Here is a 20,649-nt window from a genome sequence, read left to right as displayed (position 1 = left end):
GAACGGCGTATCTGCTCAACCAAAGCTCGCGCCGAACAGGAGACCCCCAATGCTGCGCACCGCCACCCACGACACCTCGATTGTTACAGTCGCGTTCGACACCGGGGCCAAGGCCCGTTTCCACGCCATCTGGCTGCGCGACAACGCGCTGGACGCTGATACCCGAGCGCCGGGCAACGGTCAGCGCCTGATCACCATCGGCGATATTCCTGCCGACATCTCGGTCAGTTCAGCCGAAGTGGTCGCGGACGACCTGCAAGTCACGTTCCAGCCTGAGGGCAAAACCGTCACCTTCCCGGCGGACTGGTTGGCCGAAAACAGCTACGACCGCGATCATGACATTGCGCTGGGTCGCATCGCCCCCGGCATCACGACCTGGGAAAGTGGCATCGCCGCGCCCAGCGGCGATTGGAACGAGGTCCATGCCAGCCCGGCGGCCAAGCGCAATTGGCTGGCCGCTGTGGCCGAGTTCGGCTTTGCCAAGCTGACCGGCGGCCCGACCGAGCCTGAATCATTGCTGAAGGTCGCTGACCTGTTCGGCTATGTCCGCGAAACCAATTATGGCCCCTATTTCGAGGTGCGGACCGAAGTGAACCCGACAAACCTTGCCTATACCGGGCTTGGCCTTCAGGCGCATACCGACAACCCCTATCGCGACCCGGTGCCGACCTTGCAAATCCTCTATTGTCTGGAAAACTCGGCTGAAGGCGGGGAGTCCATCGTTGTTGACGGCTTCCGCGCCATCGAAAAACTGCGTGACGCAAACCGCGAAGGCTTTGCCCTGCTGGCTGGATATCCGGCGCGGTTCGAGTACAAGGGCTCGGACGGGGTCTGCCTGCGGTCGCGCCGCCCGATGATCGAGTTGTCGCCGGATGGTGAGTTGATCGGCATCCGCTTCAACAACCGCTCTTCCGCCCCCTTTGTGGATGTGCCGTTTGACAAGATGGAGGCTTATTACGCCGCCTATCGCCAACTGGGAGATATCATCGACGATCCGGCGATGGGCGTGTCGTTCAAACTGGAACCGGGGGAAAGCTTTATCGTCGACAACACCCGCGTCCTGCACGCGCGGCTTGGCTATTCCGGGGCCGGATCGCGCTGGTTGCAGGGATGTTACGCCGACAAGGACGGGTTGCTGTCCACACTGGCGGCGATGGAGATGGCGCAACCGGAGGCGGCGGAATGAAACCTGATTTCTCGACCCTGAACCGGGACAATATCGTCGCCTTCATCGGCGACATCTTTGCGCGCCGCGGCGGTGAAGAATATCTGGGCGAGCCTGTCACCATGGCCCAGCACATGCTGCAAGGTGCAACCATTGCCGAGCAGAACGGGTTGCCCGAGGAAATTATCGTGGGCGCCTTGCTGCACGACATCGGCCATTTCACATCCGAGTTCGGCACCTACCACCCCGACGACACCGAAGACCGTCATCATGAGGACGCGGGCGCCGAGGTGCTGGAGCAGTTCTTCCCCTCGGTCATCACCGATTGCTGCCGCTATCACGTGGCAGCCAAGCGGTATCTTTGTGCCACCAAACCCGAGTATTTCAATCGCCTGTCCGCGGCGTCGGTTCACACGTTGGAACTGCAAGGTGGTCCGATGAGCGCCGAAGAAGTTGCCGCGTTCGAAGCCAACCCGAACCTGAAAGAGATCATTCAGGTCCGCTATCTGGATGAGGCCGGCAAACGCGCGGATATGGAAACCCCGGACTTTGCACATTTTGCGCCGATGGTGCAGCGTATGGTCGACAAGCACATGGAGGCCGCATGAACGCCCCGGAATACATCTTTGAAGCCAGCACCAAACCCTCGCTGCCCTGGCACGAGGTTCCCCTGATCCGCGCGACGGACGCCTCGGTCAAAGGCTATGGGTGTCTGGTCGATGATCCCGAAGGGTTCGAGATCGAGATCACCCGCTGGCCACAACAGGGGTGGCGGCCGATCGACGAAGGCACCGGCGACGAAGGCGGCTGGGTCGAAGGTACCTTTCGTGGTGAGTGGAAGGGCGACGTGCTTTACGGCGAGAACGAAGCGGTCAATGGTCACTATGTCCTCGGCTGGTCCACCGATCCGCAGCAGGCACAGACAAGCCGCCAAACAGCGCCCCGCGATCAGGTGCTGCTGTGGCACATGAACTACCACCCGGATGGCGGGCAGATGTTCTGGCCGCTCGACAATAAGCCCTTCATCATTCCTGCCGCGTTGCCCGGCGACAACCTGACACCAGAAAAGGTGGTGGCGTTCTGGTGCGACGGTTCGCGCGGGCTGTATATCCATCCCGGTATCTGGCACGAGGGGATATTCCCGGTTGAAGACAACCAGCGGTTCCTCGATCGGCAGGGTGCGGTGCACGCCCGCGTCAGCGCTGATATCGGTCAGGAATTTGGCGTCTACCTCGCCTGCCCGCTGCGCGCCGACAAGATCAGGGATTTGTGATCAGAGCCCCCCGATGAGCAGATCGGCTACGCGCGATCCAAATCTGCGTAGCCAGCAGGTACGGTACGAAGAATGCGAAGTTCTGAACCAAATCGAAAGGGCCTGAGAAATCAGGCTCTGACCCCAACCCGCCGGTCAACAGATACCAAACCGTATAATGCACACGGTAGAGCCACGACCCCAGCGCCAGCCAGAACAGCCGCAGACCCCATGCCCAATGGCCAGCACGATCCGCGAATATAGCCATGCGCGCCACCATCAGAGCTGCAGTGAACAGGCAGAGCCCATACAAGAAAAACGCTGCAGACATCATCGGTCCACCGATCGTTCCCCGCAGGGGGATATAGGTCATTCCTGCCAGTCCGGTGATCAAAGCCGACGCAATCAGAGCCACACCCAAGCCGCGGTGAAACCGATTGTATTTCAGCCGAAGCCCTTTCAGCAGTTGCAGCGGCACAAGAGCCACCAACACCGTTCCGGCAAGGATATGCAACATCATCGCCGCATTAGCGACACTCTGGTCATAGGCAAACAAGTAGCTTTTCTGTGCCGCGCTCTCAGACAGCCCGACGCCGATCATGTCAAACCCCTGCGCGACGAAGGGCAGCAGGGTCAGATAGAACAGGACCAGCACCAATCCGGTCATCACACGTGATGTCAGGTTCCGCATACGCCCGAGTGTAACGCCGTCGAGCGGCCCGTCTATGGCTTACAGCCCAAGCACATCCACCATGTCATATTGACCGGGGGATTTGCCCTGCCCCCACAGCGCCGCTTTCAACGCGCCGCGGGCAAAGATGGCGCGGTCGGTGGCCAGATGGCGCAGGACGATGCGTTCTCCAGGGGCGGCGAACAGGACATCATGTTCCCCCACGATGTCGCCGCCGCGAATAGCGTGAAAACCGATATCTCCACGCTTGCGCGCACCGGTGATGCCGTCCCGACCCCGGTCGGACACGTCCGACAACTCAACGCCACGCCCTTCGGCTGCGGCCTCTCCCAGCATCAAGGCGGTGCCCGAAGGTGCATCTACCTTGTGATGGTGGTGACCTTCGATGATCTCGATATCGAAATCCTCATCCAGCGCAGCTGCGACCTTTTTGGTCAATTGCACCAGAAGGTTGACGCCAAGGCTCATGTTTCCGGCTCGTACGATCACCGCATGGCGCGACGCGGGTTCCAGTGCTGCGATCTGTTCGTCGGACATGCCGGTGGTGCCGATCACATGCACGCAGCGCGCCTGCGCGGCCAGCGCGGCGAAGTCCAGTGTCGCCTCGGGCGCGGTGAAGTCGATCACTGCCTGCGCCTGCGCAAAGGCTTCCAGCGGATCGTCGGTGACGGTGACGCCCAGTGCCTGCCCGCCCATGACCGTGCCCACATCCTGACCGATCCAGTCATGGTCCTTGCGTTCGACCACGCCGACCAGACGCGCCTGATCGCTGTCCGTCACGGTCTTGATCAGCATCTGTCCCATACGGCCCGAAGCCCCTGTGATGACGATCCCCGGAATATGGGTCATTGCGCTGGTCCTTTTCGTTAAGTCGGCTCAAAGCCTCCTACCCGGTTCGCGCCCGCTTGGCAAAGCCCCGCTTTGCGCTTAGATCGGGATTATGGCAAAGAACAAATTCCACGATGGCCCCGGCCCGTCCCAACGGCAGCTGCGTGTCGGCGAACTGATCCGCCGCACCCTGTCCGAAGTTCTGGCGCGCGGAGATGTCCACGACCCCGACCTGAATCGCATGTCGATCACCGTGGGTGAGGTGCGTACCTCGCCCGATCTGAAGATCGCCACCGCCTATGTGCTGCCCCTTGGCGGCAGAGGGCAGGAGGACGTGATCGAACTTCTGGCCCGCAACAAGGGTGAGCTGCGGCGCATGGTCGGCAAGAAAGTCGGCCTGAAATTCGCGCCCGATCTGCGCTTTCGGCTGGATGACACGTTCGACCGTCTGGACGACACCCGCCGCATGTTCGAACAGGACGCGGTGCGCCGCGATCTGGACGAGTGATCCGCACGTTTGTCACATTGGCGACGCTTCTTTGGGCCGCGCAGGCAGGCGCGGTCACTTGTGAAAAGCTGACCCATGAGGACAAACGTTATACGGTTTGCAACGTCGATGCCGCCAATGAAGACCTGAGGCTTTTTCTGAACGGTGAAGACGGTCAGGTATTGGGGCATTTTTCGGCGGTCAACGAAGTGCTGGCCCCGGAAGGCAAACGGCTGGCTTTTGCAATGAACGCTGGCATGTATCACGACGACCGTTCACCCGTTGGCCATTATGTCGAGGACGGCCAGGAGCAGATGCGTGTGATCACCAACCCCGGCCCCGGCAATTTCGGGTTGCTGCCCAATGGCGTGTTCTGCATCCGTGAGGGCCGGTCGGATGTGTTTGAAACGCTTGATTACGTGGATCAGGCCCCCACCTGCCGCTTTGCCACCCAATCCGGCCCCATGCTTGTGATCGACGGAGAACTGCACCCGCGTTTCCTGCCCGATTCGACCTCGCTTTATGTTCGAAATGGGGTCGGCACCAGTTCCGATGGTACACGGGCGGTGTTTGCGATCTCGGAAGATTATGTCACCTTCCACGAGTTCGGACGTCTGTTCCGCGATGTGCTTGGCACACCAAACGCGCTGTTTTTCGACGGCAATATCTCGCGAATGTATGAGCGGGCCAGCAACCGCTCGGATCTGGGATTCTCGCTGGGGCCGATTGTCGGCGTGGTCGAAGAAACGCCCGCAAATTGACAGCGGCAGAGTGATCCGCTAACTCGCGCGCCTTAGCAAGATTCAAGGTGCATGATGGGACGCAAACGCAAGGGTCGCGACATTTCCGGCTGGCTGGTGGTGGACAAGCCCGCGGGCATGACCTCGACCGCCGTGGTCAACAAGGTGCGTTGGGCGATGGATGCCAAAAAGGCGGGCCATGCGGGCACGCTGGATCCCGAGGCGACCGGCGTTCTGGCAATTGCCTTGGGCGAGGCGACCAAGACCGTTCCCTATATCACCGATGCATTGAAAGCCTATACCTTTACCGTGCGCCTGGGGCAGGCCACCAACACGGACGATGCCGAGGGCGAAGTGATCGCGCAAAGCGATGCGCGCCCCTCGGATGACGATATCAAACAGGCGCTGACCCCGTTTCTGGGTGACATCATGCAGGTGCCGCCCAAATTCTCGGCGGTTAAGATCGACGGCCAACGCGCCTATAAACTGGCCCGCGATGGGGAAGATGTGGAGCTGACCGCCCGCCCCCTCTGGGTCGAGGAACTGATCCTTGTCGACCGCCCCGACGAAGACCATGTGGTGCTGGAGATGACCTGCGGCAAAGGCGGCTATGTCCGTTCGATTGCCCGCGATCTGGGCGAGGCGCTGGGCTGTCACGGCCACGTCAAGGAACTGCGCCGCATCTGGTCCGGCCCGTTCGAGGCCGAGGACGGGTTGAGCATCGAACAGATCGACGAAATGGCGAAAACAGCCGCGTTGGACGAATATCTGCACCCGTTGGAAACCGGCCTGTCCGACCTGCCCGAGCTGAAATGCACCGCCGAGGGGGCAACCCGTCTACGCAATGGCAATCCGGGCATGGTGCTGGCCTCAGACATTGAATACGGCGACGAGGCCTGGGCATCATTCGACGGCAAGGCCGTGGCCGTTGGCATCTATAAATCCGGTGAATTGCACCCCAGCCGGGTGTTCGTCGACTGAGAGCCGTGTTAGGCGAAGGGCATGATCACCCGTTCCCATACCAAGGGCGACGCGCCCTCGACCGCCATCTATTCCGATTGCGAGAAATACCGCTATAGCCTGACCCGCATCTGGGACCCTGAAGGTCGCAAGGCGCTGTTTGTAATGCTGAACCCGTCAACCGCGACCGAGGTGCAGAACGATCCGACGGTGGAACGCTGTGAACGGCGCGCACGCGCGCTTGGGTTCGGCGCGTTTCAGGTCACGAACATCTTTGCGTGGCGCGACACCGACCCGCGCAAGATGCGGGCTGCCACCGATCCGGTCGGGCCTGAGAATGACGCGGCCATTCTGGACGGTGTGCAATGGGCCGATCAGGTCATCGCGGCCTGGGGCACGCATGGCGCGCATCTGGGGCGCGGCCTTGCGGTGGAAACCCTGTTGCGCGGCACCGGCCAATCGCTGTTCCATCTGGGCCTGACCAAGGACGGCCACCCCAAACATCCGCTTTATATCGCCTATACGCAGCAGCCTGAGCTCTGGTGACAAAGGGTTAACCATTTCAAAGGTTTACCTTTGACCCGGTGGCGGGCGATATGGGATATTCCACCCTCGGAGCATCATGCTTTCGGAGGGGTTCCATGTTTCTGGCCGGATTGCTTGGACTGGCCGCCATTGGCGGCGCTGCTTACGCGATGAGCGATTTTCTGATCGAAGAGGACGACACGCCGGATGAAAACCCCGAAGGTGAACCATCAGCCGAGGTTGATACTGGTGAGTTTCTGGTCATCGGCGAGGGTGTCGAAGATCCGGAAAGCACCGACACCGAACCTTCGCCGGACAGTGACGAGGCACCCTCCACCGGGACTGTGATCTCGGAGTTTGAAGGCGATCTCGTGATTGCCGGTGACGATGGTTCGGACGTGATTACCGGGCAGGACGGTGTCGATCAGATCAACGGCTATGGCGGGGACGACACGATAAGCGGTGCCAAGGGCAACGACGTTCTGCACGGGGGCGACGGCGCGGATGAGATATCGGGCGGGCAGGGAAATGACATCCTGCACGGTGAGGCGGATGACGACCTCTTGTTCGGAGATGACGGGGATGACGCCCTTTACGGTCACTTTGGTGACGACACACTGGATGGCGGTGCGGGTGAGGACGAACTGTTTGGCGGTCAGGGCGACGACAGGCTGGACGGTGGCGCAGGGGATGATGCGTTGCAGGGCGGGTTCGGGGACGATGTTCTGAACGGGGGCGAAGGTGAGGATACCGTCTTTGGCGGGGATGGAGACGACTTTGTTTTCGGGATCGAAGAGGGGGCCGCCGAAAGGGATTTCCTGAACGGCGGTGCGGGTGACGATACCATTCTGGCAGGCGGCAAAGACGTGGTAACGGGCGGAGACGGGGCCGATGATATCGTGTTGAACCCAGGCGACGATCAGGTGACCGTGATGGGGTTTCAACCCGGCGAAGACAAGCTGCTGGTGACGTGGGAGGATGAGACCGACCCGGCAATCGAGGTTGAGGCCGACGCCGAAAACGCCAACCTGACAAGGGTTTTCATCGATGGTCAGGAAGTTGCGCAGGTATATGGTGCCGAAGGGATGACAGCGGCCGATATTCAGTTGATCACCGAAGCCCAGCTGGCACAATACGGGCAGATGGTCTGAGCCCGCAGAAACCCTTTGCCATTTGGGTCAAATGCGCTTATACGCGCCCATCCGCATCGGAATCGGTGCGGTTTTCTCCATGGGCCTGCGCTGGACGACATCCCGGCCTGCGCCATCAACTCTAACCTTTTAAAGGAGACCCCGATGTCGATCACTGCCGCTGAAAAAGCACGCGTCATGCAAGAATTCGCAACCAAAGAAGGCGACACCGGTTCGCCTGAAGTACAGGTTGCTATCCTGACCTCGCGCATCAACACCCTGACCGAGCACTTCAAGACCCACAAGAAAGACAACCACGGTCGTCGTGGTCTGCTGAAAATGGTTGCTCAGCGCCGTAAGCTGCTGGACTACCTGAAGGGCAAGGAAGAGGCGCGTTACCAGGACCTGATCAAAAAGCTGGGCATCCGCCGCTAAACGTATTTGTTACGTTTTGTACCGGTTCTGAACCCCGGTCTGTAAGATTTGTACGCCCGCCCAATTGGCGGGCGTCTTTGATTCCGGGTCAGATCGCCTGCCACTTTTTGTAGGTATCGACCGCCAAGGCGGTGTCGATCACGAACATCGCAACTGCGGTTACCATCGCCAGCATCGACACCCAGAAAGACCCGCTTACCGAGGCGACGGCCAGCGTCATGCCGCCGACGCAGGTGGCAATCGCGGCGGCTTTTTCCAGGCCACTCATGTCGGTCAGAACGATGCCCGCAAGTTTGGTGAACCCGACAGACGCCTTGGCGACGCCCAGCATGGCCTTCATCATGGCCAGATCGCTGCCCGCCGTTCCGGCCTTGGCGATTGCGCCGGCATGGCGGCTGATCGGGCCGCTGCATTTGACGGCAATCCCGGCCCCGGCGCGCGTGACCGTCTTGGTTCCGAGCGCCTGATAAACCCCCAGCGCCGCCATGGCCATCGTGATGATATCGGCAAAGGCCTTGGCGGCAGCCCCGATAAAGGTGTTCAGCGCGGCCTTCTTGCGCTTTTTCCTGCTGGTGCCCAGCGGTGCCCCCAAAAGCGGTGTGTCCCCCTGCATCAGGATCAGGCTGTCCGCGGTTTCCTGCACCGAAAACGGCGCGGCATCGACAGGAACCGTGGCGGCTTCGGTCTCGGGTATCGGGTCGGGGCACAGGAACCGCGCCTTGATCTGCGCCTGCTGGTCGGCCGGTAGCGCCCGGATATCGGCCCCTTCCTCCGAGGCATAAAGCTCTTGCCATGCGCTTTCCATGATCGCGGCCACGTCCGCCGCACTTGGTTCGGCGGCGGGGGCTGTCATCAGCGGCATCTTCGGGCCTGCATCAAGGTCGATGTCCTCGACCGCGTCCTCGGGGAGCTTGTCGAGCATCTCGATGAATGACTCGTCGAACACATCAGGGTTGAATGAAATGCCAGAGGCGGAATGGAGCTTCATGGGTAAACCTACTTTCATTAACTTTGACACAATAAGCCTGCACAATAGACGAGTTTTGAATTCTCTCTGTGGTGAACATCACACTTGAACATCCGGACGCCGCCAGCCGGGGCGCGCGCGGAGTTTCGTGACAGCAGCTGAACGCGTACCTGTAGATCAGCCGTTATTCGGGAAGACCGGCCTTTTTCCACCCTTCGCGCCAGCTTTCCGCACAGGCCGGAACGGTAAAGACCGGCAGTCTGGTCTGATCCGAGGAAGCGGTGATATCGGGGCGCAATGCTTGCAGGTCGCTTATCGCCGCCTGCGCCGCTGCGGCATCGGACATCTGGCCCAAGGCGGCAATAAGCATCAGGTGGCTCATGACAAATCCGGACCGAACGGCCAGAGCGTCACGCGCGGCGGCGGCGGCCTCGTCATACCGGCGCAGCTGAAAAAGCGCACTTGCCCGGGCGATATGTGCCGCATGGCGCATCGGGTCTTTCGGGCTGAGTTCAATGGCATGTGTTGCGTGTTCCAATGCCTCGTCCGACCGGTTCAACATGCACAGGTTGATGGAGGCGAGCATGTGAACACTTGCAGCATTGGGGTTTTCGGCCAGAGCCTGTTTGAACGCCGCCCGCGCGCGCGGCAGGTCGCGGGCCAGCATCGAGATTGAATGCGCTGCATAAGCCATGGCAATGCCGTCGGCGCGGTCGCTCATGAGAACGCGTTCTGCGGCGCTGATGGCGGCCCTGGGCCCTTCGCCGATGGGGTCGAGCCCCTGCACAAGGCGCTGAATGTGCAGCCAGGCCAGCAGCCCTGCGGCAGCGGCGTAATCCGGGTCGCGGTCCAGCGCCAGCGTCGTCAGCCGGATGGCTTCGCGATTGGCGTCATCTGTCAGCAGATGAAAATGCGACAGCGCCTGAAGATAGAGCTCATAGGCTTCGAGGTTTTCGGTCGGCTTGGCGCGGGACCGGTTCGTTTCGGCGTGGCGCAGCGAAGGTTCGATCGCCGTGACGACCTCTTGCGTGACCTTGTCCTGAAGCTCGAAGATATCGTCCAGTACCCCGTCAAAGCGATCGGCCCACAGGTGGCTGCCATTTTCCGCATCGATCAACTGACCGGTGATCCGGACACGCTGTCCGGCGCGGCGGACGGACCCTTCCAGCACATACCGAACCCCGAGCGTCAGGCCGACCTGGCGGATATCTGTCGTTTTTCCCTTGAAGATGAAGGACGAGTTGCGGGCCACGACCATCAGCCAGCGAAAGCGCGACAGTTCCGTGATGATGTCTTCGGTTATGCCGTCGGCAAAGAACTCTTGCTCGGGGTCGCCGGACATGTTGTCGAAAGGCAGGACGGCGATCCCCGGGCGGGTGTCGGCGGGTTTTGCAAGATTGGCGGTTGAGCCCTTTGGCCAGCACCAGAGACCAACGCGGCGCGTGATGTTCTTCAACTCGGCCTGCCCGCCGCCGTCGAACAGGGCTGCATCGCCCCGGTCGAGACTGTGATGCGCCGTGTCCGAGATCAGGATCTGGTCGGGTTTGGCCAGAGCTTCGAGCCGGGCAGCGACATTGATGCCATCACCGAAGATGTCCTCGCCTTCTGTAATGACCTCACCCGTGTGAATACCGATGCGCAGCCGCAGCCCTTCGGGCTTGTCGCAGGATTGCAGGGCAATCGCAAAATCCGACGCGTCGGACGTTGACTGGAATTCGGCGATCCAGCCATCCCCCATGCTTTTGATTAATGTGCCGTTGTGGGATTTCAGCAGGGCAGTGAGCGTGTCGTCACGGAACGATTTCAGCGCTGCAAGTGTACCCTGCCGGTCCTGATCCATAAGCGCAGAGTACCCGACAACGTCAGCCGCCAGTACTGTCGTAAGCCGTCTTTTCATTCGCACCCCCGATGAAAGTTAGGTTAGCGCAGTGATCCGGTTCTGTCAGGCCATTTCCCGGACGGGGGTAATGGCACGCCGCACACCATCATGCGGCCCTTGTGCCTTGTGTCGCGCTGCGAGGGGTCAGGGCCTGCCTCAGCATGATCCGGCCAGCTTTTTCGGTTTCGCTTTCCTTCCAACGCATTCTCATGTATGCGCGCGGTATCTGAGACGTTGTGCCCTGACCCCGGCACTCGAACGGAAGATAAATGGGGTCGGCGGCAATGGGGCCGCCATGCAAAACCGGAGACCCGCAGGGGCGGGAGTGCTCCGTTCTAGGATACGCATATGTTTGATGTAACGAAGAAATCGATGCAGTGGGGCGAGGAGACGCTGACACTGGAAACCGGCAAGGTTGCCCGTCAGGCCGACGGCACCGTGATTGCCACGCTGGGCGAAACCAGCGTCATGGCCAACGTGACCTTTGCCAAGAGCCAAAAACCCGGTCAGGACTTTTTCCCGCTGACCGTACATTACCAAGAGAAATATTATGCCGCCGGTAAGGTTCCGGGTGGCTTCTTCAAGCGCGAAGCGCGCCCGACCGAGAAAGAAACGCTGACCGCGCGTCTGATCGACCGTCCGATCCGCCCGCTGTTCGTTGACGGTTTCAAAAACGAAGTTCTGGTGATGTGCACCGTGCTGAGCCACGATCTGGTCAATGATCCCGACATCGTCGCGATGATCGCCGCGTCGGCTGCGCTGACCATTTCCGGCGCGCCGTTCATGGGCCCGATCGCCGGTGCCCGCGTTGGATTCGTGGATGGCGAATACGTCCTGAACCCGACCGTGGATGACATGCAGGACCTGCGCCTGAACCCTGAACAGCGTCTGGATCTGGTTGTTGCCGGTACCAAAGACGCCGTGATGATGGTGGAATCGGAAGCCTATGAGCTGTCCGAGGCCGAAATGCTGGGTGCCGTGACCTTTGCGCATGCACAGATCCAGCCGGTCATCGACCTGATCATTTCGCTGGCCGAAGACGCCGCGAAAGAGCCGTTTGAATTCGTCGCACCCGATTACTCGGAGCTTTACGCCGCTGTTTCGGCTGCCGGTGAAGAGCAGATGCGCGCCGCGTTCGCGATCACCGACAAGCAGGAGCGCACCGCCGCTGTTGCCGCTGCCCGTGAAGCGATCAAGGAAGCGCTGACCGAGGAACAGCTGGAAGACGCCAACCTTGGTTCGGCGATGAAAAAGCTGGAAGCCGGTATTCTGCGCGGTGACGTCGTCAAGGGCGGCAAGCGCATCGACGGTCGTTCGACCACCGATGTGCGTGCCATCGAAGCCGAAACCTCGCTGCTGCCGCGCACACACGGCTCTGCCCTGTTCACCCGCGGTGAAACTCAGGCGCTGGCCGTGACCACGCTGGGCACCGGCGACGATGAGCAGTTCATCGACGCGCTGCACGGCAACTTCAAATCGAACTTCCTGCTGCATTACAACTTCCCCCCCTATTCGGTTGGTGAAGTGGGCCGCGTGGGTTCGCCCGGCCGTCGCGAGATCGGCCACGGCAAGCTGGCATGGCGCGCGCTGCAGGCGGTTCTGCCTGCGCCGACCGACTTCCCCTATACCATCCGCGTGGTGTCCGAGATCACTGAATCCAACGGCTCCAGCTCGATGGCGTCTGTCTGCGGCGGTTCGCTGTCGATGATGGATGCGGGTGTTCCGCTGAAAGCTCCGGTTGCCGGTGTGGCCATGGGTCTGATCCTGGAAGATGACGGGTCTTACGCGGTTCTGACCGACATTCTGGGTGACGAAGACCACCTGGGCGACATGGACTTCAAGGTTGCGGGTACTGCAAACGGCATCACCTCGCTTCAGATGGACATCAAGGTCGCGGGCATCACGCCTCAGATCATGGAAACCGCCCTGGCACAGGCCAAGGACGGCCGGATGCACATCCTGGGCGAGATGGGCAAAGCCCTGTCCGAGACCAACGAGTTCTCGGTCCACGCGCCGCGCATCGAGACCATGAACATCCCGACCGACAAGATCCGTGAAGTGATCGGTTCGGGCGGCAAGGTCATCCGCGAGATCGTCGAGGTTTCGGGTGCCAAGGTCGACATCAACGACGATGGCGTCATCAAGATCGCATCGCCCGATGGGGAATCGATCAAGAAAGCCTATGACATGATCTGGTCGATCGTGGCCGAGCCGGAAGAAGGTCAGGTCTATACCGGCAAGGTAGTCAAGATCGTCGATTTCGGTGCCTTCGTGAACTTCTTTGGCAAGCGCGACGGTCTGGTCCACGTGTCCCAGATCGAAAACCGCCGCCTGAACCATCCGTCGGATGTTCTGAAGGAAGGTCAGGAAGTGAAGGTCAAGCTGCTGGGCTTTGACGATCGCGGCAAGGTTCGCCTGTCGATGAAAGTGGTCGATCAGGAAACCGGCGAAGAGATCGTTCCCGAGAAGAAAGAAAAGAAAGAGGAAAGCGCAGAGTAATCTGCCCACCCTCTGATTGAATGCGAAAGGCCCCGGTTTCGACCGGGGCTTTTTTTGTCGGCGCGGTCAGGAGTGTCGGGCGTCCCGTGGCTTGGTAAATCAATTATTAACACTTCATGCGTGTATTTACTCAACCATAAGGATGATCATGTTGCATTCAGGGATGCTTTTCGACCGTGGCCTCGATAACCGTTTTCGAAATCAGCGCAGACCCCTACAGCAATAAAAGCGTCGATATTACTGCCGCTTATTCCGTTGATATCACCGACAATGACGCCCTGTTGCAGAATCCCGACCCTGACAGCGCGCAGCTTGATCTGTCGGCCCTGCCCGGTTTTTCCGGGACAAGCCAAAATTTCAGCACCTTCGAAAGCTATTCGGGAACGGTGATCGGGGCGCCTGTCACCTTCATTCTGGTTCAGTTCTCGAACCCGCGCTACATCATCGTCACCTCGGGTCAGGCGCAGCTGAACGATACGATCACGGGGACCAGCTTTGGCGGGACGGCAGCGCCAACTACTTATCAGACCCTGCCGTCTTTCGTGTGTTTTACCGCCGGGTCCCTGATCCGGACACCCGCCGGGCTGCGCCGGGTCGAAACCCTGAACCCCGGCGACCCGGTTGTCACTGCCAAGGGCCATATCCGCCCGGTGCGCTGGATCGGCAGGCGTCGCTTGTCAGCGCAGGAGTTGCAACAGGACCCTCATCTCTGTCCGGTTCGGATCATGGCGGGATGTTTCGGGCCAAACAGCCCCAGCCGTGATCTGGTCGTCTCGCCACAACACCGGATCGCCGTCACCTCGGCGATGATGGAGCTGATGCATTGCGAGACCGCAATGCTGGCCCCGGCCAAGGGATTGATCAACGGGCGGACAATCGTTCAGGAACTGCCCGCGCAAGGGGTCGAGTATGTCCATATCCTTTTTGACCGGCATGAGTTGGTGAATGTCGAAGGGGTCTGGTCCGAATCCTTCTATCCCGGCGACACGACACTGGGCGCGATGGCTCCCGCCACAAGGCGCGAGCTGTTCACCCTGTTCCCGGATCTGGCCTGCGGTGCCGGTGGCTATGGGTCAACCGCGTTGCCGGTGCTGAAACCCTTTGAGGTTCGGGTGCTGAAGGCGGATCTGACGCTGCCCTGCTGGTCATCGGTCCCGAACACATCTGCGCACGCCGCCTGACAGGGGTGCCGATCAGTGGGTAACCCCGCCGGGCCCATGTTTCAGAAGATGCCACTGGCCATAGCTGTCCTTCAGGTCCAGCTTTATCGCGGCATCAGAGCGGGTCGAGGCGCTGCCAATCTCGGCAATGGAAAACTCGATCCCGCCCGGGATATCGATGCGGACCCGATGCGCGCCGCCACCATGCGGGGCCTGAATCGGCTGTCCGGTGGATTTCAGAATATCACCAACGGTAACGCTGGCCGTGCGCTCTTCGAGGTCCATCCCGAACTCGATCGGCAGGTAGAGCGTGTCATGAACCGTCTCGCACATCGCCCTGAACACATACCAATGCGTCGCCATCTCTTCGGTTTCTTCACCGTGAAAGACCTTTTCCAGCGCGTCGCGCTGTGCCGGGGTTGCTGCGGGATCAACGATCACCTGCATCTCACCGCCGCCTTCAAAGATCGGCCCCGGCCAGGCATAGATCAGCGCGGCTTTGGTCCCGCTGAGGTCGGTGTCGCCGAAATGCCCTTTGGTCACCTCCAGCACTTCGAAGCCTCGGCAATCGCCATGGGTCGGCAACTCTTCGAACTGGCAGGGGCAGGCATAGCCGCAGTTGCAGTTCCCGAAACTCTCTCCTTCAACATACCAATCTGTAAAAGCCATGTTCTTCTCCTGCTTTGAACAGTCCGAAAGCCCGAGGTGATTGGTCGCATGCCTGAGTTTTGCCCCTAAGCACCCTATCACAATTCGGCGCGAACCAGAACCTGAGGGGCCCGAAGAAGCCGATGAACAGCGCTGCCCCAGCCCCAATTCTATTCATTCACGCGCGTCCAAAACCCTGTGAGGCGAAGTGATAACCCCGCGCCTTTCCTTTCCTTCAAACCCGCCCACATCGAGGCCAAGCAGAGTTTGGAGCAACGGAGACAATCATGTTCAAGCACATTTTACTTACCTCAACGGCCCTCGCCGCCAGCGCGACGGCGCTTGCCGCGCAGAGCCTTGGCGACGGCACCTATGTTCAGGGTTTTGTCGGGTACAGCCAGCTGCAGGACAGCGATTTCGCAGGCACGATCGGCGGCGCGCCCCAATCCGTCGACACAGAGTTCGACGCGGGATTCGGCCTGGGCGTGGCCATCGGCAAGGAAATCCCGCAATGGTCCAATGACAGGTTCGGCACACGGATTGAGCTGGAGCTGTCTTACCGCGACAGCGACGTGGATGGTGTGAACTTCTCGGGCAACGGGCCGGGTGCCGAGGGCAATATTTCGGGCGATGTCACTCAGACCTCATTGTTTGCCAATGTGCTGTTCGATTTCAAACAGGCGGGTGCGCTGACGCCCTATGCCGGGTTTGGTCTGGGGGCCACCTATTCGGATCTGGATTTTGCCTATGGGCCCGGTGTGGCGCTGGATGACAGCGACACCGCCTTTGCCGCGCAGCTGATCGCCGGTGTGGCTTACCAGATCAACCCGTCAACCGCCTTTACCGTCGACGCCCGCTATGCCCGCGCCTTTGACGTCTCGTCGCGGCGACTGGCCCCGAACGGCGCGTTGACCGGGACCGTCGAAGACGATCTGGATACGTTCAGTGTCAATTTCGGGCTTCGGTACAAGTTCTGAGGTCCAGGGGCAGGTCTCCCTTCGGTTACCCTGCCCCCGCCTGCTTCATCTGGCCCCAAATATCCTCGGGGGGAAATCGTGCCGGCAGGCACGATGGGGGGCAGACAGCCCCCCTGACCCGGCAACCGGCTTAAGACGGCGCTTTGGTCTTGCGCAGATAGGGAAAGATCGTCTCGAACGCGCCGAATTTGGCTTTGGCGTCTTCGTTCGACACAGAGGGCGGGATGATCACGTCTTCACCCGGCACCCAGTTGGCAGGCGTTGCGACACCCTTCGACGACATCTGCAACCCGTCCAGCGCACGCAGGATTTCCGCAAAGTTGCGGCCCACGGTCATCGGATAGGTCATCGACAGCTTCAGCTGCTTGTCCGGGCCGATGATAAAGACCGACCGCACGGTGGCGCTGTCAGCAGGGGTGCGGCCATCGGGCAGGTAGGCTTCGGCTGGCAGCATGTCGAAGGCTTTCGACACCGCCAGACCCTCATCAGCGATGATCGGGAAACCGGGATTGGCCTTGCCGTATTCCTCGATATCCTTCTTCCACTTCTTGTGGTCTTCGACACCGTCAACCGACACGCCGATCACCTTGGTGTTGCGCGCGGCCCATTCGTCGTTCAGCTGCGCGACGGCCGAGAATTCGGTGGTGCAGACAGGCGTGAAATCCTTGGGGTGCGAGAACAGAATAGCCCAGCTGTCGCCAATCCAGTCGTGAAACTGAACGGTGCCCTGATCTGTTTCTGCGGTGAAGTTCGGGACCGTATCGTTGATGCGCAAACCCATGGCTACTTCCTTTCCTGTTGAAAATCCGAGTCGATTGCCTGAAACCTAATCACTTTGTGCAAAGGTTAAACCTTTCATCGTGGTCGCGGCCAAGGAATTCGCCGGTTTCACCGGAAAAATAATTTGATCAAATTTTCTATTGCCCCCTGTTCGCTTGGGTGACAGAGTGTCGGCGAACAGCCGGATTCTAGCTGGACCGACAGGAGGGCTCAGGATGATCGAAAAGCGGAATTTCTATATCAATGGTCAATGGGTCGCGCCGTCGCAACCCAATGATTTCGAGGTCATCAACCCCTCGACCGAGGAGCCGTGCGCGGTGATCTCACTGGGTGGGCAGGCCGACACGGATGCGGCAGTTGCCGCCGCCAAGGCCGCCCTGCCGGGCTGGATGGCAACGCCGGTAGAGGCCCGCATCGCACTGGTCGAGAAGCTGATCGACATCTACCAGACCCGCGCGGAAGATCTGGCGCAGGCCATGTCGCTGGAAATGGGCGCGCCGATTGACATGTCGCGCAGCCAGCAAGTTGGTGCAGGCACATGGCATTTGCAGAACTTCATCCGCGCCGCCAAGGCGTTTCAGTTTGAACGCCCTCTGGGGGATCACGCCCCGAATGACCGGATCATCTATGAGGCGGTTGGCGTGGCCGCATTGATCACGCCCTGGAACTGGCCGATGAATCAGGTCACGCTCAAGGTCGGTGCAGCAGCGATTGCGGGCTGCACGATGGTTCTGAAACCCTCCGAGCAAAGCCCGCTGAATGCGATGATCTTTGCCGAGATGATGGACGAGGCAGGGTTCCCGCCCGGTGTGTTCAATCTGGTGAACGGCGATGGCGCGGGCGTTGGCTCGCAGCTGTCGGGTCATCCCGATGTGGATATGGTCAGCTTTACCGGCTCGACCCGTGCGGGTACGGCGATTTCGAAGAACGCGGCGGAAACGCTCAAGAAAGTGCATCTGGAACTGGGCGGAAAAGGCGCCAATGTGGTCTTTGCCGATGCCGATGAAAAGGCTGTCAAACGCGGCGTGCTGCATATGATGAACAACACCGGCCAGAGCTGTAACGCGCCGAGCCGGATGCTGGTGCAGCGCCCGATCTATGATCAGGCCGTTGAGATCGCGGCCGAGGTCGCCAGCAAGGTCACCGTGGGCAGTGCAGCAGAAGAGGGCCGCCATATCGGACCCGTCGTGAATGAGGTTCAGTGGACCAAGATTCAGGACCTGATCCAGAAAGGTATCGACGAAGGGGCGCGGCTGGTCGCGGGCGGCACCGGACGCCCCGAGGGGCTGAACAAGGGCTATTATGTCCGCCCGACGGTCTTTGCCGATGCCAACAACCAGATGACCATCGCCCGCGAGGAAATCTTTGGCCCGGTTCTGACCATGATCCCCTTCGACACCGAGGAAGAGGCTGTCGAGATCGCCAATGACACACCTTATGGCCTGACCAATTATGTGCAGACGCAGGACAAGGCGCGCGCCAACCGCATGGCACGGGTTCTGCGGTCGGGCATGGTCGAGATGAACGGCCAGTCGCGCAGTGCGGGCTCTCCGTTTGGTGGGATGAAGCAATCCGGCAACGGGCGCGAAGGCGGCGTTTGGGGGCTGGAGGACTTTCTGGAAGTCAAATCCGTCGGCGGCTGGGCGGCTGAGTAATACACCCAGCGCAATGCGAGATGAGAGGGCGGGGCAACGCGGTTGCCTCGCTCTTTATGCTTTTACAGCGAGATTGCCTTCCACTTCGGTGTCCGGCTCGAGGTGAATTACAAAAACCGAGCCGGGGAAATTCGCGGTCAGGGCTGCCTCGATATCATCACAGATTTCATGCGCGGCTGAGACCGACATTGCACCATCGACAACCAGATGGAACTCGACAAAGACGATATTCGCCGATCTGCGACCGCGAAGATCGTGATATTCCAGCGCGGGTCCAAGATGGGCTTCGATTGTACTGCGGATAACGTTCAAATCCGGCTCGGAAAGGGTCACGTCCATCAACCCATTGACCGAGTTTCGGATGACCTTCCATCCTTCCCACAGAATGTTCAGCGCGACCAGGATCGCCATGATCGGGTCCAGGATCAGCCAGCCTGTCGCCAGCGCAAGCAGAATACCCGCCAACACCCCAACGGAGGTAACAACATCTGTGAAGATGTGTTTCGCACTGGCCACCAACGCCGGTGATACGTGCCGCCGACCGACCCGCAGCAGGATCAACGCCCAGACACCGTTCAGCCCTGTGGCCAAGACATTGACCGCAACGCCGCGCATCGGCGCCTGTTCCAGATGCGGGGATGGCAAGGCAAGAATAGCTTCGCGGATGATCAGCAATGCGGCCAGAACGATCAGCGTGCCTTCGACAACGGCCGACAGATACTCTACCTTCTTGTGACCGAACGGATGCTTTTCGTCAGGCGGCTTTCGGGCAATTGAAACCGCGAAGAAGGCTAACAGCGCCGCGATCACGTTGACCACCGACTCCATTGCATCGGACAGAAGGGCGACAGACCCCGTCAGCCACCATGCCAGGAGTTTCAGTGCCAACACCGCGATGGAAACTGGGATCGACCAAAGAGCAAACTTTTGGATCATCAAACCGGATTCTTGCTGCCTCGGCGCAGGTCTAACACTTTGCCCGACGGGCGAGTACCTATAAAATCCGGTCAGGCGTCGGCCTTTGCCGCCTCATAGGCCAGCATGGCCCGTTTGACCGGCAGACCCCAATGATAGCCGCCCAACCCCCCGGATTTGCGCAGGGCGCGGTGACACGGGATCAGCCAGCTGACCGGGTTGCGCCCGACGGCCGTGCCCACCGCGCGCACGGCCTGCGGCGAACCCACGCGCTGCGCGATCTCGGAATAGGTCGTCACCTGCCCCGACGGGATGTGCATCAGTGCTTCCCATACCTTGATCTGCAAGGGTGAGCCGATCAGGTAGAGCGGTGTCGGCTCTGACCGGTCGCTGGCCGTGCTGAATGCGCTGAGAACCCAGGGGCGCAGGCGCATCGGATCTTCGACATAATCCGCGTTGGGCCAGCGCGAGACCATATCCTCCATCGCCGCCTTCTCTCCGGTTTCGGCCCCGAAGGCGATGCCGCAGATGCCCTTGTCGGTGCCCATGACCAGCGCGGGGCCAAAGGGGCATTCGAACCAGCCCCAATAGATCGTCAGACCCGCGCCCCTGCGAGCATATTCGCCGGGGCTCATGGATTCCCATTTCAGGAACAGATCATGCAGGCGGCCGCTGCCGGACAGGCCGACATTATGGGCAGTTTCAAGCGTGGTGAACCGTTCTCGCAGCAGCGCCTTGGCATGGCCCAGCGTCAGGTATTGCTGGTACCGTTTTGGCGACACTCCGGTCCAGCGCGAAAACAGGCGCTGGAAATGGGCCGGGCTCATGTCCATCTGGCGGGCCAACTCATCAAGGCTCAGGCCCTCGCCGCCCTGATCGATCAGCTCGATTGCCCGGCGCATGACGTTGTAGTGGTATCCGCTTTCGGGGGTCTGGACGTTCATGGTTGCACCTCA

The 20,649-nt window shown here is 60.4% G+C and carries 21 protein-coding genes; 13 read left to right on the top strand and 8 right to left on the bottom strand.

Annotation, left to right across the window (positions count from 1 at the left end; all coding sequences use genetic code 11):
* The first annotated feature begins 49 nt into the window (after positions 1–49).
* Genes tmpA through ACR0LL_RS13850 form a run of 3 tightly spaced genes read left to right on the top strand, consistent with a single transcriptional unit; the run spans position 50 to position 2,438 of the window.
* Entirely contained in the window at positions 50–1,186 is a 1,137-nt protein-coding gene (tmpA, locus tag ACR0LL_RS13860; RefSeq protein ID WP_480587662.1) for a 2-trimethylaminoethylphosphonate dioxygenase, read from the top strand.
* Entirely contained in the window at positions 1,183–1,773 is a 591-nt protein-coding gene (tmpB, locus tag ACR0LL_RS13855) for a (R)-1-hydroxy-2-trimethylaminoethylphosphonate oxygenase (RefSeq protein WP_480560513.1), read from the top strand. The genes tmpA and tmpB overlap by 4 nt, the downstream gene beginning before the upstream one ends.
* Positions 1,770–2,438: an ureidoglycolate lyase gene (locus tag ACR0LL_RS13850; RefSeq protein WP_267363508.1), complete on the top strand. Its 669-nt coding sequence runs from the start codon at positions 1,770–1,772 to the stop codon at positions 2,436–2,438. The genes tmpB and ACR0LL_RS13850 overlap by 4 nt, the downstream gene beginning before the upstream one ends.
* On the opposite strand, the gene ACR0LL_RS13845 is transcribed toward ACR0LL_RS13850, so the two are convergent.
* Together ACR0LL_RS13845 and dapB are read right to left on the bottom strand one after the other, a co-directional pair.
* Entirely contained in the window at positions 2,425–3,108 is a 684-nt protein-coding gene (locus tag ACR0LL_RS13845; protein ID WP_480554406.1) for a DUF2306 domain-containing protein, read from the bottom strand. The two genes, ACR0LL_RS13850 and ACR0LL_RS13845, sit on opposite strands and share 14 nt — an antisense overlap.
* A 39-nt stretch (positions 3,109–3,147) precedes the next feature.
* Positions 3,148–3,957 (bottom strand): 4-hydroxy-tetrahydrodipicolinate reductase, encoded by an 810-nt coding sequence (gene dapB / locus ACR0LL_RS13840; protein WP_480554405.1) that lies wholly within the window; start codon positions 3,955–3,957, stop codon positions 3,148–3,150.
* Between the two features lie 91 nt (positions 3,958–4,048).
* Here dapB and rbfA point away from each other — a divergent pair, with 91 nt between their 5' ends.
* The 6 genes from rbfA to rpsO all read left to right on the top strand — a co-directional run bounded on the left by rbfA (position 4,049) and on the right by rpsO (position 8,213).
* Positions 4,049–4,444 (top strand): 30S ribosome-binding factor RbfA, encoded by a 396-nt coding sequence (rbfA, locus tag ACR0LL_RS13835; RefSeq protein ID WP_209505090.1) that lies wholly within the window; start codon positions 4,049–4,051, stop codon positions 4,442–4,444.
* Positions 4,441–5,184 carry a phosphodiester glycosidase family protein gene (locus ACR0LL_RS13830; RefSeq protein WP_480587658.1) on the top strand — a complete coding sequence of 248 codons (744 nt, stop codon included), beginning with the start codon at positions 4,441–4,443 and terminating at the stop codon, positions 5,182–5,184. Before rbfA ends, ACR0LL_RS13830 begins: the two co-directional genes overlap by 4 nt.
* 54 nt (positions 5,185–5,238) lie before the next feature.
* Positions 5,239–6,144, top strand: a complete 906-nt coding sequence (gene truB, locus ACR0LL_RS13825; RefSeq protein WP_480587751.1) for a tRNA pseudouridine(55) synthase TruB — start codon at positions 5,239–5,241, stop codon at positions 6,142–6,144.
* 21 nt (positions 6,145–6,165) lie between these two features.
* Positions 6,166–6,669 carry a DUF1643 domain-containing protein gene (locus ACR0LL_RS13820; protein WP_480587655.1) on the top strand — a complete coding sequence of 168 codons (504 nt, stop codon included), beginning with the start codon at positions 6,166–6,168 and terminating at the stop codon, positions 6,667–6,669.
* Positions 6,670–6,764: 95 nt separating this feature from the next.
* A complete protein-coding gene (locus tag ACR0LL_RS13815) occupies positions 6,765–7,799 on the top strand; it encodes a calcium-binding protein (protein ID WP_480587653.1) in 1,035 nt (344 codons plus the stop codon).
* Between the two features lie 144 nt (positions 7,800–7,943).
* Positions 7,944–8,213: a 30S ribosomal protein S15 gene (gene rpsO, locus ACR0LL_RS13810; RefSeq protein ID WP_170329634.1), complete on the top strand. Its 270-nt coding sequence runs from the start codon at positions 7,944–7,946 to the stop codon at positions 8,211–8,213.
* Positions 8,214–8,301: 88 nt separating this feature from the next.
* On the opposite strand, the gene ACR0LL_RS13805 is transcribed toward rpsO, so the two are convergent.
* Positions 8,302–9,201, bottom strand: coding sequence for a hypothetical protein (locus tag ACR0LL_RS13805; RefSeq protein ID WP_480587651.1), 900 nt, complete (start codon positions 9,199–9,201; stop codon positions 8,302–8,304).
* A gap of 163 nt (positions 9,202–9,364) precedes the next feature.
* Positions 9,365–11,077 (bottom strand): adenylate/guanylate cyclase domain-containing protein, encoded by a 1,713-nt coding sequence (locus ACR0LL_RS13800; RefSeq protein WP_480587648.1) that lies wholly within the window; start codon positions 11,075–11,077, stop codon positions 9,365–9,367.
* 330 nt (positions 11,078–11,407) lie between these two features.
* Here ACR0LL_RS13800 and pnp point away from each other — a divergent pair, with 330 nt between their 5' ends.
* Together pnp and ACR0LL_RS13790 are read left to right on the top strand one after the other, a co-directional pair.
* A complete protein-coding gene (pnp, locus tag ACR0LL_RS13795) occupies positions 11,408–13,558 on the top strand; it encodes a polyribonucleotide nucleotidyltransferase (RefSeq protein WP_209505097.1) in 2,151 nt (716 codons plus the stop codon).
* Positions 13,559–13,734: 176 nt separating this feature from the next.
* Positions 13,735–14,739: a Hint domain-containing protein gene (locus ACR0LL_RS13790; RefSeq protein ID WP_480587645.1), complete on the top strand. Its 1,005-nt coding sequence runs from the start codon at positions 13,735–13,737 to the stop codon at positions 14,737–14,739.
* Positions 14,740–14,751: 12 nt separating this feature from the next.
* On the opposite strand, the gene ACR0LL_RS13785 is transcribed toward ACR0LL_RS13790, so the two are convergent.
* A complete protein-coding gene (locus ACR0LL_RS13785) occupies positions 14,752–15,387 on the bottom strand; it encodes a DUF1326 domain-containing protein (RefSeq protein WP_480587642.1) in 636 nt (211 codons plus the stop codon).
* A gap of 266 nt (positions 15,388–15,653) precedes the next feature.
* Here ACR0LL_RS13785 and ACR0LL_RS13780 point away from each other — a divergent pair, with 266 nt between their 5' ends.
* Positions 15,654–16,343 carry an outer membrane protein gene (locus tag ACR0LL_RS13780; RefSeq protein ID WP_480587639.1) on the top strand — a complete coding sequence of 230 codons (690 nt, stop codon included), beginning with the start codon at positions 15,654–15,656 and terminating at the stop codon, positions 16,341–16,343.
* Between the two features lie 130 nt (positions 16,344–16,473).
* On the opposite strand, the gene ACR0LL_RS13775 is transcribed toward ACR0LL_RS13780, so the two are convergent.
* A complete protein-coding gene (locus ACR0LL_RS13775; protein WP_209598426.1) occupies positions 16,474–17,124 on the bottom strand; it encodes a peroxiredoxin in 651 nt (216 codons plus the stop codon).
* A 214-nt stretch (positions 17,125–17,338) separates the two neighbouring features.
* Here ACR0LL_RS13775 and ACR0LL_RS13770 point away from each other — a divergent pair, with 214 nt between their 5' ends.
* Complete coding sequence (locus ACR0LL_RS13770; RefSeq protein WP_209505102.1) at positions 17,339–18,778, top strand: aldehyde dehydrogenase family protein; 1,440 nt, start codon at positions 17,339–17,341, stop codon at positions 18,776–18,778.
* A 54-nt stretch (positions 18,779–18,832) separates the two neighbouring features.
* Here the strand turns inward: ACR0LL_RS13770 and ACR0LL_RS13765 are convergent, their stop codons facing one another.
* Both ACR0LL_RS13765 and ACR0LL_RS13760 read right to left on the bottom strand, forming a co-directional pair.
* Positions 18,833–19,714 carry a cation diffusion facilitator family transporter gene (locus ACR0LL_RS13765; protein WP_480587637.1) on the bottom strand — a complete coding sequence of 294 codons (882 nt, stop codon included), beginning with the start codon at positions 19,712–19,714 and terminating at the stop codon, positions 18,833–18,835.
* A gap of 71 nt (positions 19,715–19,785) precedes the next feature.
* On the bottom strand, positions 19,786–20,637 hold the full coding sequence (locus ACR0LL_RS13760; RefSeq protein WP_480587634.1) for a bifunctional helix-turn-helix domain-containing protein/methylated-DNA--[protein]-cysteine S-methyltransferase: 852 nt from the start codon (positions 20,635–20,637) through the stop codon (positions 19,786–19,788).
* Positions 20,638–20,649 lie beyond the last annotated feature (12 nt).

Source organism: Ruegeria sp. AI2 (assembly GCF_056541275.1).
This window is presented reverse-complemented; position numbering and strand designations above follow the sequence as displayed.

What these genes read in the sequence shown, in the direction of transcription:
- tmpA (WP_480587662.1), top strand. Translation starts at nt 50, where the DNA reads ATGCTGCGCACCGCCACCCACGACACCTCGATTGTTACAGTCGCGTTC.
- tmpB (WP_480560513.1), top strand. Translation starts at nt 1,183, where the DNA reads ATGAAACCTGATTTCTCGACCCTGAACCGGGACAATATCGTCGCCTTC.
- ACR0LL_RS13850 (WP_267363508.1), top strand. Translation starts at nt 1,770, where the DNA reads ATGAACGCCCCGGAATACATCTTTGAAGCCAGCACCAAACCCTCGCTG.
- ACR0LL_RS13845 (WP_480554406.1), bottom strand. Translation starts at nt 3,108, where the DNA reads ATGCGGAACCTGACATCACGTGTGATGACCGGATTGGTGCTGGTCCTG.
- dapB (WP_480554405.1), bottom strand. Translation starts at nt 3,957, where the DNA reads ATGACCCATATTCCGGGGATCGTCATCACAGGGGCTTCGGGCCGTATG.
- rbfA (WP_209505090.1), top strand. Translation starts at nt 4,049, where the DNA reads ATGGCAAAGAACAAATTCCACGATGGCCCCGGCCCGTCCCAACGGCAG.
- truB (WP_480587751.1), top strand. Translation starts at nt 5,239, where the DNA reads ATGGGACGCAAACGCAAGGGTCGCGACATTTCCGGCTGGCTGGTGGTG.
- ACR0LL_RS13820 (WP_480587655.1), top strand. Translation starts at nt 6,166, where the DNA reads ATGATCACCCGTTCCCATACCAAGGGCGACGCGCCCTCGACCGCCATC.
- ACR0LL_RS13815 (WP_480587653.1), top strand. Translation starts at nt 6,765, where the DNA reads ATGTTTCTGGCCGGATTGCTTGGACTGGCCGCCATTGGCGGCGCTGCT.
- rpsO (WP_170329634.1), top strand. Translation starts at nt 7,944, where the DNA reads ATGTCGATCACTGCCGCTGAAAAAGCACGCGTCATGCAAGAATTCGCA.
- ACR0LL_RS13805 (WP_480587651.1), bottom strand. Translation starts at nt 9,201, where the DNA reads ATGAAGCTCCATTCCGCCTCTGGCATTTCATTCAACCCTGATGTGTTC.
- ACR0LL_RS13800 (WP_480587648.1), bottom strand. Translation starts at nt 11,077, where the DNA reads ATGAAAAGACGGCTTACGACAGTACTGGCGGCTGACGTTGTCGGGTAC.
- pnp (WP_209505097.1), top strand. Translation starts at nt 11,408, where the DNA reads ATGTTTGATGTAACGAAGAAATCGATGCAGTGGGGCGAGGAGACGCTG.
- ACR0LL_RS13785 (WP_480587642.1), bottom strand. Translation starts at nt 15,387, where the DNA reads ATGGCTTTTACAGATTGGTATGTTGAAGGAGAGAGTTTCGGGAACTGC.
- ACR0LL_RS13780 (WP_480587639.1), top strand. Translation starts at nt 15,654, where the DNA reads ATGTTCAAGCACATTTTACTTACCTCAACGGCCCTCGCCGCCAGCGCG.
- ACR0LL_RS13775 (WP_209598426.1), bottom strand. Translation starts at nt 17,124, where the DNA reads ATGGGTTTGCGCATCAACGATACGGTCCCGAACTTCACCGCAGAAACA.
- ACR0LL_RS13770 (WP_209505102.1), top strand. Translation starts at nt 17,339, where the DNA reads ATGATCGAAAAGCGGAATTTCTATATCAATGGTCAATGGGTCGCGCCG.
- ACR0LL_RS13765 (WP_480587637.1), bottom strand. Translation starts at nt 19,714, where the DNA reads ATGATCCAAAAGTTTGCTCTTTGGTCGATCCCAGTTTCCATCGCGGTG.
- ACR0LL_RS13760 (WP_480587634.1), bottom strand. Translation starts at nt 20,637, where the DNA reads ATGAACGTCCAGACCCCCGAAAGCGGATACCACTACAACGTCATGCGC.